Consider the following 15,331-nt stretch of genomic DNA (forward strand, 5'->3'; position numbering starts at 1 on the left):
ATGTGATTAAATAAAAAATCGCCCCTCTTTCCCTTTCGTTCTAGCGATTTACGCGCTTTTCGGGTAGAATCCGCCAGTTAAATTTTATGATTTCGAGAAAACCAATCTGTTTATGAAGAATATTCGCAACTTTTCTATTATTGCCCATATTGACCATGGTAAATCCACGCTTTCCGACCGTTTGATTCAAACCTGTGGAGGCCTTTCTGATCGAGAAATGGAGGCTCAGGTTTTAGATTCTATGGAACTTGAGCGTGAACGTGGAATTACCATTAAGGCCCAAAGTGTAACCTTAAATTATCAAGCTAAAGATGGCGAAACCTATCAATTAAACTTTATCGATACACCAGGACATGTGGACTTTTCCTATGAAGTGTCCCGTTCGCTTGCTGCTTGTGAGGGTGCATTGTTAGTGGTGGATGCCGGACAGGGCGTGGAAGCGCAGACCCTGGCAAACTGCTATACAGCTATTGAAATGAATTTGGAAGTGGTGCCGATTTTAAACAAAATCGACTTACCCGCAGCCGATCCGGAACGAGTTGCTGAAGAAATTGAAGATATTGTGGGAATCGATGCCATGGATGCAGTGCGCTGCTCGGCGAAAACAGGTGTTGGTATCGAGGATGTACTAGAAGAAATTGTGGCGAAAATTCCGGCGCCGGAAGGTGATCCTAATGCGCCATTGCAAGCTCTCATTATTGACTCTTGGTTTGACAACTACTTAGGTGTAGTGTCTTTGGTTCGAATTAAGAATGGTGTATTGCGTAAGGGCGATAAGATCAAAGTGATGTCCACAGGACAGGCTTACAACGTGGATCGTTTAGGCATTTTCACCCCGAAACAAGAGGACACAACGGTGTTAAATACCGGCGAAGTTGGTTGGGTTGTGTGTGCGATTAAAGATATTTTAGGCGCACCAGTAGGCGATACCTTAACTCATCAACATAATCCGGCAAGCCACGTGTTACCGGGCTTTAAAAAAGTAAAACCACAGGTGTATGCAGGACTCTTCCCGGTAAGCTCCGATGATTATGAGGCTTTCCGTGATGCCTTGGGTAAATTAAGTCTTAATGATGCTTCCTTGTTCTATGAACCAGAAAACTCTACAGCTCTAGGCTTTGGTTTCCGTTGCGGTTTCTTAGGTCTTTTGCATATGGAGATCATTCAAGAGCGTTTGGAACGTGAATATGATCTTGATTTGATTACCACTGCGCCGACAGTAATTTACGAAGTGGAAATGACCAATGGTGAAGTGATTTATGTGGATAGCCCGGCAAAATTGCCACCATTGAATAATATTTCGGAAATTCGCGAGCCGATTGCTGAATGTAATATGTTAGTGCCACAGGAATTTTTGGGCAATGTGATAACCCTTTGTGTAGAAAAACGTGGGGTGCAAACCAATATGGTGTATCACGGTAACCAAATCGCATTAACCTATGAAATTCCAATGGGCGAGGTGGTATTGGATTTCTTCGACCGTTTAAAATCTACCTCACGTGGTTACGCTTCCTTGGATTATGGTTTCAAGCGCTTCCAAGCAGCCGATATGGTACGCGTAGATATTATGATTAATGGCGATCGTGTAGATGCTTTAGCGTTAATTGTCCATAAGGATAATGCGCCTTATCGCGGTCGTGAATTGGTTGAAAAAATGCGTGAACTCATTCCACGTCAACAATTCGATATCGCAATTCAAGCTGCGATTGGTAATCATATAATTGCCCGTTCAACCGTTAAACAATTGCGTAAAAACGTATTGGCGAAATGTTATGGCGGTGACGTTAGCCGTAAGAAAAAACTCTTACAGAAACAGAAAGAGGGTAAAAAACGGATGAAGTCCCTAGGTAACGTAGAAGTACCACAGGAAGCATTTTTAGCTATTTTGCATGTGGGGAAGGATAAGTAATGAAGTCAAATGTATTTTTTGTGTTGTTGCTGATCGTCGGATTTATTGCCTGGAAGGTTTTAGACTCCTATCAGCTGCCAAACACCTTTAGTATTCTGTTATTAGTACTTACTGTTATTTGTGGTGTATTTTGGTGTTATCAACGCTTTGTTGATGCACCGCATCGCCGTCGTCAAATCGCCCGTGCCGAACAACGTTCAGGAAAAAGTTTGAGTGATGAGGAAAAATTAGCGGTAGCCCCAATTTCCGAAGGTAGTGAATTTCTTTCATCATTATTTCCTGTATTAGCATTGGTGTTTTTGGTGCGCTCTTTTTTATTTGAGCCATTCCAAATTCCTTCCGGTTCCATGGAATCTACGTTGCGAGTTGGTGACTTTTTAGTCGTGAATAAATATGCCTACGGGGTTAAAGATCCGATTTTGCAAAATACCTTAATTGAAGGAAATAAACCGCAACGTGGTGATGTGATTGTGTTTAAAGCTCCGCAGCAGGCATTGTTGCGTACCGCATTAGGTTCAGGTCGCGCCGCCTATGCAGATAACCTAGCTTTAACCGAGAAACATAACATGTCCGGGGTTGATTATATTAAACGAATTGTCGGTATTGGTGGCGATCGTATTAGTTTTGATATCGATAGCAAACATCTCACTATTACCTACGGTAAAGACGGTAAACCTTGTGAAGTCGCTTGCCAAACCCATAGTTTTGAATATCAACCACAACCAGCGAATCCGGACTTTCCAAATGACTTGGAATTTATTGAGGTTGGCGATGTGACCCATGCCATTTTGTTAGATCCTTATCGTCGTTATTCCGGTATGGAATTTTATCCACAAGATGATTTACCGGCTGGTGAGTGGGTTGTACCGGAAGGTCAATATTTTGTCATGGGAGATAACCGCGATCACAGCGATGATAGCCGTTTTTGGGGTTTTGTACCGGAACGCAATATCGTTGGTAAAGCGACCTATATTTGGATGAGTTTGGATAAACAAGCGAATGAATGGCCAACAGGATTCCGTTTCGAGCGTTTCTTCAAAAGAATTAATTAGTCATGAGTGCATTAGATAGATTAGAACGAAAAATCGGTTATCACTTCGCTACTCAGGACCTTTTAAAATTGGCGCTGACGCACCGTAGTGCCGCCCATCATCACAATGAGCGTTTGGAATTTTTAGGTGATTCTATTCTGAATTATGTGATTGCCGAAGCCTTATATCAACGCTTTCCTCGTTGTAATGAGGGGGAATTAAGCCGCATGCGTGCCACTTTGGTACGCGAGCCTACCTTAGCCATTTTGGCGCGGGATTTTACGTTAGGCGACTATATGAAGCTTGGTTCCGGTGAATTAAAAAGCGGTGGATTCCGTCGGGAATCGATTCTTGCCGACTGCGTTGAAGCGATTATCGGAGCCATGTCCTTGGATAGTAATTTTGAAGCCGCAGCAAATGTTGTGCGGACTTGGTATCAAAAGATGTTGGCGGAAATCAAGCCGGGCGATAATCAAAAAGATCCAAAAACGCGTCTGCAGGAATATTTGCAGGCCAAACGTTTTCCATTACCGACCTATGAAGTCATTGATATTCAAGGGGAGGCCCATTGTCAGGAATTTACCGTGCGTTGTACGGTAAACGAAGATAATAAAGGGGCTAAACCGACTAAATTGGCAGATAATGACAGCTTCGTCGCGAAGGGGAGCAGCCGGCGTAAAGCCGAACAGGCTGCTGCCGAACAAATCCTTAAGCTACTGGAGATAAACTAATGACAGCAAACGAAACCTATTGCGGCTTTATCGCCATTGTTGGACGGCCTAACGTGGGCAAATCCACTTTGCTTAATAAGATTTTAGGGCAAAAAATTTCAATTACTTCACGTAAAGCACAAACCACCCGTCACCGCATTGTTGGTATTAAAACGGAAGGAGCATATCAGGAGATCTATGTGGATACTCCAGGGTTGCATATCGAAGAAAAACGTGCGATTAACCGCTTAATGAATCGTGCGGCCAGTTCCGCTATCGGTGATGTGGATCTGATTATTTTCGTGGTAGATGGTACCCATTGGACTACTGACGATGAAATGGTCTTGAACAAATTACGTAATGCCAAAACCCCGGTGTTGTTGGCTATCAATAAAGTGGACAATATTAAAAACAAAGACGAGCTCCTGCCGTTTATTACCGAGTTAACCGCGAAATATGATTTTGCCCATGTGATTCCCATGTCTGCTGAAAAGGGCACTAACGTGGATGAAATTGAGAAAATTGTGCGCCAATCCTTGCGTGTCGGTGTGCATCATTTTCCTGAGGATTATGTCACTGACCGCTCACAGCGTTTTATGGCTTCGGAAATTATTCGTGAAAAACTCATGCGTTTTACTGGTGATGAATTGCCTTATTCCGTTACTGTGGAGATTGAGCAGTTTAAAGTAAATGAACGTGGTACCTATGAGATCAATGGCTTGATTTTAGTGGAACGTGAAGGGCAAAAGAAAATGGTCATCGGCCACCATGGTCAAAAGATCAAAACCATTGGTACCGAAGCTCGAGCCGATATGGAACGGCTTTTCGATAATAAGGTTCACCTTGAACTCTGGGTTAAAGTGAAATCCGGTTGGGCAGATGATGAACGGGCGTTGAGAAGCTTAGGCTATATGGACGATTAGAAAGCATAGTTTCTATCTCTTATTTAAATTGATGCTTGCTTAGGCGATGTAATCAGTAACCCGACTCAAGCCAACAAGTTGGTATATTAAAAGCGGAAGGCCTTTCGGGCTTTCCGCTTTATTTATTATAGTATTTCCTTTTCTGTTTTTTCTTCTTTAAATGCTAAATAGGCTTCTAATAATTCAATTGCATCAAGACATTTGGTGCGGCGCAGCTTGTATTGAGCCTTACGCTTTAATGCCAATTCACGGATAGCTTCATCATTGGCAAATTGTGCCGCATCACGGCATTCATCAATTTTCTCATTCAGCTGGCGTAAAGCCTCATAATATTTTTCCAAGCGTTCGCGCGGTGGTAGCTTATGTACCGGATCAGCTGCTTTGCTTGACTCGACAGGCTTGCTATTAATCGGATTTAACGGTGCGGTAGGTTTGCTTTTAGGACGTAAGGCATCACTTAACGCGGCACATTGTGCACTTAAACGGGTGGTAATAAAGGCGAATTGTTCTGCAGACAAGGTATCAAGGGATTTTAAATAGGCAAAGGTTTGTTCGATTTCCTGACGATAGAAAGCCAAGTCCTGAAAATCTTCGCTGAATAAACTCCGATCAAAACGCACAAAAATTGGCATTTTGCTATCGGTTGGAAAGGTTTGAAAAAGCGCCTGTAATTTTTCTTCCAAGCGTTGAATAAGCTGTTGTTGCTGCATAAAAAAATCCCCGCGGTTACGCGCGGGGATTATATGATTAAAGCGTCATGGCGGCAATCCAACCAAAAAGCAACAACGGGATGTTGTAGTGAATAAAGGTTGGTACAACGGAGTCCCAAATATGGTCGTGTTTACCGTCCACGTTCAAGCCCGATGTCGGCCCAAGAGTGGAGTCGGAAGCCGGTGAACCCGCATCACCTAAGGCCGCAGCAACCCCCACGATGGAAATAGTCGCAAGCGGTGAAAAACCAAAGGATAAGCAAAGTGGGATATAAATTGAGGTAATAATCGGCACGGTAGAGAAGGAAGAGCCGATACCCATGGTAATCAATAAACCGACTAGCAACATTAAGAATGCAGCTACGCCACGGCTTTGCACCACACCATTGGAAAGGGAGTCAACCAATTCGGTTACACCTGTAGTCGTATTAATGACATTGGCAAAACCTGATGCAGCAATCATCACAAAACCGATCATTGCCATCAAGCGTAAACCTTGTTGGAAAATATCGTTACTTTCTTTCAAATGGAATACACCGGCAATCGCGAAAATAAATAAACCGACTAAACCACCGATAATGGTTGAACTGGTCACCAATTGAGTCGCGAAGGTCGCCACAATAGCAAATAAGCTGGCATAGATTTGGCGTGGCTGAATATTCGCAATATGCTGCTTAATTTCATCAGCCGTTGGTTCTGCTTGTGTTACTGCATATTCGCGTGGTTTGCGATAGCTGAAAAATACTGCCGTTAATAGGCCTAAAATCATCCCGGTTACCGGTAATGCCATTGCCAGAGAAACCTGTGCAACGTTGGTCGAGATACCTAAAGAGGCACCCACCTGATTAATATTTTTCACCAAAATACTTTCGATAAAGATTTTCCCAAAACCCACCGGTAAAAGCATATAAGTTGCCGTCAAACCAAAGGTTAGCACACAGGCAACTGCGCGACGGTCGATTTTAAGACGATTAAAAATCGCCAAAAGTGGAGGAATGACGATTGGAATAAAGGCGATGTGTACCGGAATTAGGTTTTGTGAGGAAATGGCGAATAACACCAACACACCGAGCATCACATATTTAAAGATAGCTAAATTGTGGCCGCTTGGGGTTTTATTCATTTTGGTAATGATTTTATAAGCGATCAAATCGGTAATTCCCGATTTGGAAATCGCCACCGCAAAAGCACCTAACATAGCGTAGTTCATTGCCACTTCGGCACCGCCACCTAAGCCACCGGTAAAGGCTTCGATGGTTTTACTCAAACCTAAATTACCTAGCAAACCGGCTGCTAAAGCCGAAATTACTAAGGAAATCACCACATTAATTCGTAATAGGCTTAGGACTAATAGAATAATAATCGAAAGCACCACGGGATTCGTTAGCATTGTTTGTTCCTTAAAGTAACAGAAAAGCCCCAAGAGAGCTTAAGGGGCGGGGAATACGGGGTTAAGTTACGGGAAAATGCAAACGATTGCAAGGCATCCCGCACCTTTTGTCAGAGGCTTTTACAAAAACGCCCCCGTGAAAAAATACGTTTTCTTAAAAATGGCATCTAATCCATTGATTTTATTAGGGTTGGTTGCAAAAAGAGAAAGGCGGGCAGTAATCCCGCTTTAACTTACTCTTGTTCGGGCGTCGATGGATTTTCCGCTAGATGGGGAAAACCACCGAGTGCTTTGAGATGATTGACCATATAGCAAAATAGTTCGGCGGTTCGCTCAGTATCGTACAGCGCAGAGTGTGCCTGTTTGCCATCAAAGGGAATGTGTGCGGCTTGGCAGGCTTTCACTAACACCGTCTGACCGAACATCAAACCCGCTAGACTGGCCGTATCGAACATTCCAAATGGATGGAACGGATTGCGCTTCACACCGGTACGCTCAGCTGCCGCCATAACAAAGCTTTGGTCAAAAGCCGCGTTATGCGCCACGATAATCGAACGCTGACAATCCGCCGCTTTTTGCGCCCGCCGCACCATTTGGAATAATCCGGTGATGGCATCCAGTTCAGATACTGCGCCACGCAGCGGATTATGAATATCAATGCCGTTAAATTTTAATGAATCGGGATTGATATTGGCGCCGGCAAAGGGTTCGATATGAAAATGGCATTTTTGATCAGGTTGTAAATTACCATTTTCATCCATTTTTAAGGTGATGGCCGCCAACTCTAAGAGTGCATCGGTTTGCGCATTAAAACCGGCGGTTTCCACGTCGATAATGACCGGGAAATAACCGCGAAAGCGATTTTTTAATTGGTGATAGTAAGGGATTTCGGCACTTTCTGACACGTGCGCTCCTTTAGTTGCCTAGAGCTGCTTTGGCACTTTTGTTTTCAATAAATTCGATTTTGTAGCCGTCCGGATCTTCTACAAAAGCGATGACGGTGTTGCCACCTTTAACCGGCCCAGCTTCGCGGGTGACTTTGCCGCCACTGGCACGCACCGCCTCGCAGGTGGCGTAAATGTCATCGACTCCGATCGCGATATGCCCGTAAGCCGTACCAAGCTCGTATTCACTGACGCCCCAGTTATAAGTCAGTTCAAGCACAGATGCTTTGTCCTCATCATCGTAGCCTAAGAATGCCAAAGAATATTGATATTCCGGATTTTCGCTAGTGCGCAATAAACGCATGCCTAACACTTCTTGATAAAACTTAATGGAGCGCTCTAAATCGCCGACCCGTAACATGGTATGTAAAATTCGCATAATAACCTCCTGGGAATGAAAATGGCGCGGATTATAGCACAGAATTAGTCTGACTAAGACGAAAACTCAGTTTTTAAATCAAATATTAATAAAATCAATGGGTTGGATGCTGTTTTTGAGAAAACGTATTTTTTGGAGAGGGCGTTAGTAGGAAAAATTGACGGAGAGCATGTTATTCGGAAAATTTGGTTAATTCCTACTCATTTAGTGCGATAAGAGTCAAGAAAATATTTATTTTGAAAAAAGCTTTTGTTATTTTGCGCCAGTCCGACCCTTTTAAGGTATGACAATTCATTTATTAACCATTTCAGGAGAGCACAAGATGTTTGCATTTTTGAAAGCCTCACCGCCGGCGCCGAGAATTGAAAGTTCCCGTACTGACGCTGAGTATAAAAAATTGCGTTGGCAGGTATTTGCCGGCGTATTTATCGGTTATGCGGCCTATTATCTTATCCGCAAAAACTTTTCTTTAGCGATTCCGTACCTCATTGACGAATATGGCTTTACTAAAGCTGATTTAGGTACAGTAGGGGTAGCATTATCATTGGCTTACGGTTTTAGTAAGTTCATCATGGGGAATGTTTCCGACCGCAGTAACCCGAAATACTTTATTACTATCGGTTTGTTAGGTTCTGCACTGGTTAGCTTGATTTTCGGTTTGGTACCGGGCGTGCTTTCTTCAATTCCATTGATGATTATCTTGGCCGCATTGAATGGCTGGTTCCAAGGCATGGGATATCCACCGGGTGCTAAAACTATGACCAACTGGTTCTCCGTTTCCGAACGCGGTGTGTGGTGGAGTTGGTGGAACGTATCGCATAACTTAGGTGGTGGTTTAATCGGCCCATTAGCGATCCTCGGTCTATCTCTCTTTGGGGTATGGCAATCCTTGTTCTATTTACCTGCGTTGATTGCGATTGTGTTGGCCTTCATTATGTTCTACTTGATGCGTGATACGCCGGAATCCCAAGGGTTACCGCCGGTAGATGAATGGAAAGGCGAGAAAGTGGTGGAAAAAGTGGAATCTGCACACACCCTTTCCTCTAAAGACATTTTTATGAAATACATCATCAATAACAAATTCTTATGGGCAATTGCGTTGGCCAACGTGTTTGTGTATTTCATTCGTTACGGCATTATCGACTGGGCTCCGACCTATCTAAAAGAAGTCAAACACTTCTCCGTGGATAAACAAAGCTGGGCGTATTTCCTTTATGAATATGCCGGTATCTTCGGTATGTTAGCGAGCGGTTATTTAAGCGATAAAGTGTTTAAAGGCCACCGTGCACCACCGATGTTATTATTCCTTACCGGCGTATTAATTGCGATAGTTGTGTACTGGAAAAATCCGGCGGGCAATCCATTAGTGGATAATATTTGTCTTGTCGCTATCGGTTTCTTAATTTACGGTCCGGTAATGATGATCGGTTTACAAGCTGCAGACTTAGTACCACGTGTTGCTACAGGTACAGCAACTGGCTTAACCGGTTTATTCGGTTACTTATTAGGTTCTGCCAGTGCCGGTTATGTGATGGGTAAATTAGTCGACTTATTTGGTTGGGACGGCGGCTTCTATGCGCTGATCGTTTCTTGTTTCTTTGGTTTCGGCTTCATCGCCTTCACCTTATTACATAAACCGAATTCCGCTAAATAAGCATTAATTAGCATTAAATGAAAATGCGGCTAAATCTAAGGATTTAGCCGCATTTTTTTTGGATATCTATTTCTTTTAAAGTTTGGCAGAATGGCGCTAATTTATTGATAGAAGAAGGAAAAGCAATGAGCGCAACAGGTCTTTTTAATCTTTCTTGGCAACGCTATTTAACTTTGCTCTTTTTATTATTGACGCTGGGATTTGTTACCAGTGGGATTGTGACGTTAATCGCGGCGAATTGGGATTATTTTTCCGATTTAAGCAAAATCTATGGTCTGCAAAGCTTATTTGGCTTGACGGTTTTATTGGGGGGCTATTGCTTTCTTCGGGAAAGTCGCAGACAGGCAAAAGATACAATTAAATGGCAAACTTATAGCGCATTTTTTGTAGCATCCGTTATGCTTGGCGGCCTGTTTGCATTGGTTGGACAAACTTATCAAACCGGTGCGAATGCTTGGCAATTGTTTGCTTTGTGGTCGCTTTGTCAGTTGCCGTTTTTATTGTTATTCCCGAATGTGGCGTCTTCATTATTATTGGCTGCCACTACCAATATTGCGTTTTATTTATTTTATGCCCAGGTCTCACAGCATGTGCTCCCAATGGGCTGTGCGGTGCTGATTAATGCAGGATTACTTGTGTTGTCTGAGATATTCAGCGAAAAATTACATGATCAACATTGGCATATTTTACCTAAGGTATTTTTATCTCTGACGTTTGCGAGTTTGTTTGCGCTGATGATGGTCAATGGCATGTATTTTGATATTTATGCAAGCGATGATGTTGGTCGTTCATTACTGAGCGCATTGTTACTTGCTATTCCTGCCTTGATTGCTCTTTATGTGTACCGGAAATACCGCTTTGATTTATTCAACTTAGTGGTTTCCATTCTTGCCTTGGTTGCGCCTTATTTCCTGGTTACTTCTATTTTTATTTATGGCATTGAAGGGATACTATTTTTTGGCCTGTTAAGTTTCATTCTAACCCTATATGGGATCGGTTGGTTAGTGAAAGCCCATAGGAAAGAACACCCAGAAAATAAAAAGCTTCCTTGGGTAATTGCAATCTTATTGTCGCTGGCTATTTTACAGGGCGTTATGACGGGAGGAATTTGGTTATTTTTTACCTTAGATTGGGGCGAAAATAACACATTAATTTTTGGGGTTCTTTTATTTGGTATTGCTTGGGGCGTGATATCCGGTAGAGAGCAAAATCTCAATGTAAATATTTTTGCGGGGTTGTTTTTCTTAATCGGTAATAGTTTTTTAGGTTTTTATTTGTTTATTCAATTTGGTGAGAACATCAAGGATTCCTTAAATCTCGCCCTTTGGATGGCCGCATTGATTTTTACCCTGATTATTATCATTAATTATCGAATTATACCGAATATGCTGGTGCGGGCGTTGTTGGTGATACAGCTACTGACATACTGGCAGATTACCTACGATATGTACTTTTCTACCTTTTTTTATGGCAATAGTTGGTTTAATCAATTGCTATTAGTGGCTTCTGTGTTGCTATTTTATTATGTGTTAGGCGCTGAACAGCCTTGGCGCCTACACTTAAAACCGATTGCTTGGGGAATGGTAATATTCGGTTTAGGTAGCCTATTACCAATGGCCTATGCACGCTTTTTTCGCTGGTATGGCATCGATTTTACAGGACTTGCAGAGAATACAGATGCATCGGTAATAGATAATATCAATAGCCTATTGCAAGTGGTGACAGGCCAATTCTGGTTAACCTTTGAGTTTGATTTTGTCCATGTTTTATATTTGTTGACCTGCGCTTTACCCTTGATTACCTATATGCTGTTTAATCGTCGGCATGCCGGTTTGTCTCTGGAAACCTTGCTGATTGCATCGGCTTTAAGTTTATTTGTTTTAGGCTTTATCGGCGTGCCGCCAATTTTGTATTTAAGCGCATTATTGTTACTGGTTTACTGGACGGAAAGTCGGGCTTTCTTTGGCTTATTAGTTTTCCTCTTTATTGGGTATTTAGGCTTATTTTATTATCAATTAACTATTCCGTTATTGTATAAAGGGTTATTGCTGGTGGGCTTTGCAGCGATTTTTGCAGTGGTAGCCTTATATTTACATATGCGCTATAGAACCGTATCGCAACATTCGCTTGAATATCCGCCTGTTTTCAAAAGAACGATGGGGCTGGTTGGCGCTTTCGTGATTTGCTTACTGGGTGCTGTTAACTATAAAGTGCAGCAGTTTGAAGATGTGTTGGCGACAGGCAAATCGATTATTTTGGAAATTGCACCAGTGGATCCGCGTTCATTGATGCAAGGCGATTATATGACATTGCATTATGCTATTTTAGATGACTTGCAGAGCCGTACCGAGCTACTTTCTGATGAATTGAAAGAGGAGGAACAGCAAGCTTATTTGTTGCTGAAGTTAGATGCTAATAATCTGGCCGGCCTTTGTGCGGTAAGCGGAACGCCACCAAGTGACTTTGCCGATTGTACACCGGATGTTTATTTGCCGGTGAAATATGGATATTGGCGAATGCGTTTACCGAGTCAGGATTATTTTTTTGCGGAGGGGAAAGGTGCCTATTATGCGCAAGCCCAGTATGCGGAATATCGTTTTAAAAACGGCATTGTATTGTTAGCCCGATTACTGGACAAGAACTTGCAAGGGTTATAAAAAAGGCAGGAAATGCTTCCCGCCTTTTTTGAGCTCCATAAACGCCCCATCAAATTTCAGAGTTTTTGCTAAAATAAAATGCAAGTCATTGATTTTATTGAGGTTTGTTTTAAAAGTGACATTTCGGCTATGTTTCGTTATTTCACGGCGATCATGGAGCCGAAATTAAAGCATTGGAACCAAAGTTCTACTTGTGAGAAGCCGATGTCTTTTAGGCGAGTCTTGTGCATTTCAATCGCATCGGTACGCATGACATTTTCTAATGCGGTGCGCTTTTGGCTGACTTCTAATTCGCTGTACCCATTGGCGCGCTTAAATTGGTGATGCAGATCAATGAGCAGTTCATTCACCTTTTCATCTTCAAAACGGAATTTTTCCGATAGCACTAATACGCCATGCGGATTTAGACCTTGATAGATTTTACTGAGCAATGCTACGCGATCTTCCGGTGGTAAAAATTGTAAGGTGAAATTAAGCACGACCATTGAGGCATTGTTGATTTCGATATGGCGAATATCATCACAAAGAATTTCCACCGGTACGTCGCTATGATAGGCGGCAACATGTTGGCGGCAACGTTCAACCATCGGTTGGGAATTATCCACGCCGATAATTTTTACATTAGGTTGTTTAATGTTACGGCGCATAGCAAGGGTTGCTGCACCACGTGAACAGCCCAAATCATAGACTTGGCTGTCAGCAGTCACAAAGCGTTCGGCCAACATGCCGATAGCTGTGATAATGTTGGAATAGCCGGGAATGGAGCGTTGGATCATATCCGGAAACACTTCGGCAACGCTTTCATCAAAAGTAAAATCGCCCAATTTTTCGATTGGCGCGGAGAATAGGGTGTCTTTCATATCAAGTTGGATATTGTTTAAAAAAATGCGGCCATTTTAGTGAAAGTTTTTAAAGGATCAAATTAATTTCCCTTATCCAATTTAAAAGATAAGGCTTTTTCCGTATAATCGCGCCGTTAATTTTCCCTAATTCAAGAAACACAAGGAATATAAAATGATGCGTACTCATTATTGCGGTGCCTTAAACCGCAGTCATATTGGACAAGAAGTAACATTAAGCGGTTGGGTTCATCGTCGTCGCGATTTGGGCGGCTTGATTTTTATCGATATGCGTGATCGTGATGGCATCGTGCAGGTTTGTTTTGATCCTAAATTCCAGGATGCTTTAACCGCAGCAGCAGGCTTGCGCAATGAATTTTGTATTCAAATTAAAGGCGAAGTTATTGCCCGTCCTGAGAATCAAATCAACAAAAATATGGCGACAGGCGAAGTAGAAGTATTAGCGAAAGAATTACGCATCTACAATGCTTCTGACGTTTTACCGTTAGACTTCAACCAAAACAACACAGAAGAACAACGTTTAAAATATCGTTATTTAGATTTACGTCGTCCAGAAATGGCACAACGTTTGAAAACCCGTGCAAAAATCACCAGCTTTGTGCGTCGTTTTATGGATGACAATGGTTTCCTTGATATTGAAACCCCAATGCTTACCAAAGCAACGCCAGAAGGTGCGCGTGACTATTTAGTGCCAAGCCGTGTGCATAAAGGCAAATTCTATGCGTTGCCACAATCACCACAGCTTTTCAAACAGCTTCTAATGATGTCTGGTTTTGATCGTTATTATCAAATTGTGAAATGTTTCCGTGATGAAGACTTACGTGCAGATCGTCAACCAGAATTTACCCAAATCGATGTGGAAACTTCTTTCTTAACCGCACCGGAAGTGCGTGAGATTATGGAACGTATGGTACATGGTTTATGGCAAAACATTATTGGTGTGGATTTAGGTAAATTCCCGCAAATGACCTGGCAAGAAGCAATGACTCGTTTTGGTTCAGATAAACCAGATTTACGTAACCCACTTGAATTAGTTGATGTGGCAGATATCGTTAAAGATGTTGAATTTAAAGTATTTAATGAGCCGGCAAACAATCCAAATGGCCGAGTGGCAGTAATTCGAGTGCCAAATGGTACAGAAATCACTCGTAAACAAATTGATGAATATACGCAATTTGTTGGTATTTATGGTGCGAAAGGTTTAGCTTGGGCGAAAGTAAATGACATTAATGCAGGCCTGGAAGGCGTACAAAGCCCGATTGCGAAATTCTTAAATGAAGATGTATGGAAAGCCTTAGCTGAACGTGTGAAAGCTCAAACTGGCGATATCTTATTCTTCGGTGCAGACAAATGGCAAACCACCACGGATGCAATGGGTGCGTTACGTTTGAAATTAGGTCGTGATCTTGGCTTAACTCGTTTAGACGAATGGCAACCGCTTTGGGTGATTGATTTCCCAATGTTTGAACGTGATGAAGAGGGTAATCTTGCAGCAATGCACCATCCATTCACTTCACCAAAAGATTTTACGCCGGAACAATTAGAAGCGAATCCAACTGATGCGGTCGCAAATGCTTACGATATGGTGATCAATGGCTATGAAGTGGGTGGTGGTTCTGTGCGTATTTTCGATCCGAAAATGCAACAAACGGTATTCCGCATTCTTGGTATCAATGAACAAGAACAACGTGAAAAATTTGGTTTCTTATTAGATGCACTAAAATTCGGTACACCGCCACATGCAGGTTTAGCATTTGGTTTAGACCGTTTAACCATGCTTTTAACGGGCACCGAAAATATCCGTGATGTGATTGCGTTCCCGAAAACAACAGCCGCAGCTTGTTTAATGACAGAGGCACCAAGTTTTGCGAATCCGCAGGCATTAACGGAATTGAGTATTGCGGTGGTGAAAGCTGAATAGTTTTTATTAATATCGGAGAATAGAGTAAATGCGACCCAATTTGGGTCGCATTTTCTTTTGCTGTAAAAAATTTTATTCACTGAAACACATCATTTTTTTGGTATGAACAGGGGGGAGTTGTTCATTGATTTGAAATCATATTCTGTAATTATTAAATAATTGGTTTTTTATTCTATATCGCTGCTTTTAAGTAAATCTTTTTTGCTTTACTCAAGGATAAAATTCTATTATAAAAGCCACCTT

At 42.2% G+C, this 15,331-nt stretch carries 12 protein-coding genes; 7 read left to right on the forward strand and 5 right to left on the reverse strand.

Features of this window, described 5'->3' with window-relative positions; all coding sequences use genetic code 11:
- Positions 1–112: 112 nt before the first annotated feature.
- The 4 genes from lepA to era are packed head-to-tail and all read left to right on the forward strand — an operon-like array spanning position 113 to position 4,573.
- Positions 113–1,909 (forward strand): translation elongation factor 4, encoded by a 1,797-nt coding sequence (gene lepA, locus CKV74_RS05230; protein ID WP_007242850.1) that lies wholly within the window; start codon positions 113–115, stop codon positions 1,907–1,909.
- Positions 1,909–2,961, forward strand: a complete 1,053-nt coding sequence (gene lepB / locus CKV74_RS05235; RefSeq protein ID WP_007242851.1) for a signal peptidase I — start codon at positions 1,909–1,911, stop codon at positions 2,959–2,961. The genes lepA and lepB overlap by 1 nt, the downstream gene beginning before the upstream one ends.
- 2 nt (positions 2,962–2,963) lie before the next feature.
- Positions 2,964–3,671, forward strand: coding sequence for a ribonuclease III (rnc, locus tag CKV74_RS05240; protein WP_007243025.1), 708 nt, complete (start codon positions 2,964–2,966; stop codon positions 3,669–3,671).
- Positions 3,671–4,573, forward strand: a complete 903-nt coding sequence (era, locus tag CKV74_RS05245) for a GTPase Era (protein WP_007242997.1) — start codon at positions 3,671–3,673, stop codon at positions 4,571–4,573. The genes rnc and era overlap by 1 nt, the downstream gene beginning before the upstream one ends.
- A 125-nt stretch (positions 4,574–4,698) precedes the next feature.
- Here era and priC read toward each other — a convergent pair whose 3' ends face one another.
- The 4 genes from priC to gloA all read right to left on the reverse strand — a co-directional run bounded on the left by priC (position 4,699) and on the right by gloA (position 7,996).
- A complete protein-coding gene (priC, locus tag CKV74_RS05250) occupies positions 4,699–5,283 on the reverse strand; it encodes a primosomal replication protein PriC (protein ID WP_095176835.1) in 585 nt (194 codons plus the stop codon).
- A gap of 37 nt (positions 5,284–5,320) precedes the next feature.
- Positions 5,321–6,673: a Na+/H+ antiporter family protein gene (locus CKV74_RS05255; protein WP_007242885.1), complete on the reverse strand. Its 1,353-nt coding sequence runs from the start codon at positions 6,671–6,673 to the stop codon at positions 5,321–5,323.
- A gap of 233 nt (positions 6,674–6,906) precedes the next feature.
- Complete coding sequence (rnt, locus tag CKV74_RS05260; protein WP_007243050.1) at positions 6,907–7,578, reverse strand: ribonuclease T; 672 nt, start codon at positions 7,576–7,578, stop codon at positions 6,907–6,909.
- Between the two features lie 10 nt (positions 7,579–7,588).
- A complete protein-coding gene (gene gloA, locus CKV74_RS05265) occupies positions 7,589–7,996 on the reverse strand; it encodes a lactoylglutathione lyase (RefSeq protein ID WP_007242966.1) in 408 nt (135 codons plus the stop codon).
- Between the two features lie 322 nt (positions 7,997–8,318).
- On the opposite strand from gloA, the gene pgtP reads away from it, so the two are divergent.
- Positions 8,319–9,650 (forward strand): phosphoglycerate transporter protein PgtP, encoded by a 1,332-nt coding sequence (gene pgtP / locus CKV74_RS05270; protein ID WP_007242893.1) that lies wholly within the window; start codon positions 8,319–8,321, stop codon positions 9,648–9,650.
- Positions 9,651–9,775: 125 nt separating this feature from the next.
- Positions 9,776–12,307: a GDYXXLXY domain-containing protein gene (locus CKV74_RS05275; RefSeq protein WP_095176836.1), complete on the forward strand. Its 2,532-nt coding sequence runs from the start codon at positions 9,776–9,778 to the stop codon at positions 12,305–12,307.
- A gap of 137 nt (positions 12,308–12,444) precedes the next feature.
- Here CKV74_RS05275 and cmoA read toward each other — a convergent pair whose 3' ends face one another.
- Positions 12,445–13,167, reverse strand: a complete 723-nt coding sequence (gene cmoA / locus CKV74_RS05280) for a carboxy-S-adenosyl-L-methionine synthase CmoA (protein ID WP_007242952.1) — start codon at positions 13,165–13,167, stop codon at positions 12,445–12,447.
- Positions 13,168–13,321: 154 nt separating this feature from the next.
- Here cmoA and aspS point away from each other — a divergent pair, with 154 nt between their 5' ends.
- The gene (aspS, locus tag CKV74_RS05285) at positions 13,322–15,088 is read left to right on the forward strand and encodes an aspartate--tRNA ligase (RefSeq protein WP_039847868.1); all 1,767 of its coding nucleotides are present in this window, start codon (positions 13,322–13,324) and stop codon (positions 15,086–15,088) included.
- Positions 15,089–15,331: the final 243 nt, after the last annotated feature.

The organism is Haemophilus pittmaniae, assembly GCF_900186995.1.
Lineage (GTDB): Bacteria > Pseudomonadota > Gammaproteobacteria > Enterobacterales > Pasteurellaceae > Haemophilus_D > Haemophilus_D pittmaniae.

Excerpts from the sequence above, each read along its gene's own strand:
- gloA (WP_007242966.1), bottom strand. The coding sequence starts at position 7,996 with ATGCGAATTTTACATACCATGTTACGGGTCGGCGATTTAGAGCGCTCC.
- pgtP (WP_007242893.1), top strand. The coding sequence starts at position 8,319 with ATGTTTGCATTTTTGAAAGCCTCACCGCCGGCGCCGAGAATTGAAAGT.
- CKV74_RS05275 (WP_095176836.1), top strand. The coding sequence starts at position 9,776 with ATGAGCGCAACAGGTCTTTTTAATCTTTCTTGGCAACGCTATTTAACT.
- lepB (WP_007242851.1), top strand. The coding sequence starts at position 1,909 with ATGAAGTCAAATGTATTTTTTGTGTTGTTGCTGATCGTCGGATTTATT.
- lepA (WP_007242850.1), top strand. The coding sequence starts at position 113 with ATGAAGAATATTCGCAACTTTTCTATTATTGCCCATATTGACCATGGT.
- priC (WP_095176835.1), bottom strand. The coding sequence starts at position 5,283 with ATGCAGCAACAACAGCTTATTCAACGCTTGGAAGAAAAATTACAGGCG.
- CKV74_RS05255 (WP_007242885.1), bottom strand. The coding sequence starts at position 6,673 with ATGCTAACGAATCCCGTGGTGCTTTCGATTATTATTCTATTAGTCCTA.
- aspS (WP_039847868.1), top strand. The coding sequence starts at position 13,322 with ATGATGCGTACTCATTATTGCGGTGCCTTAAACCGCAGTCATATTGGA.
- rnc (WP_007243025.1), top strand. The coding sequence starts at position 2,964 with ATGAGTGCATTAGATAGATTAGAACGAAAAATCGGTTATCACTTCGCT.
- era (WP_007242997.1), top strand. The coding sequence starts at position 3,671 with ATGACAGCAAACGAAACCTATTGCGGCTTTATCGCCATTGTTGGACGG.
- cmoA (WP_007242952.1), bottom strand. The coding sequence starts at position 13,167 with ATGAAAGACACCCTATTCTCCGCGCCAATCGAAAAATTGGGCGATTTT.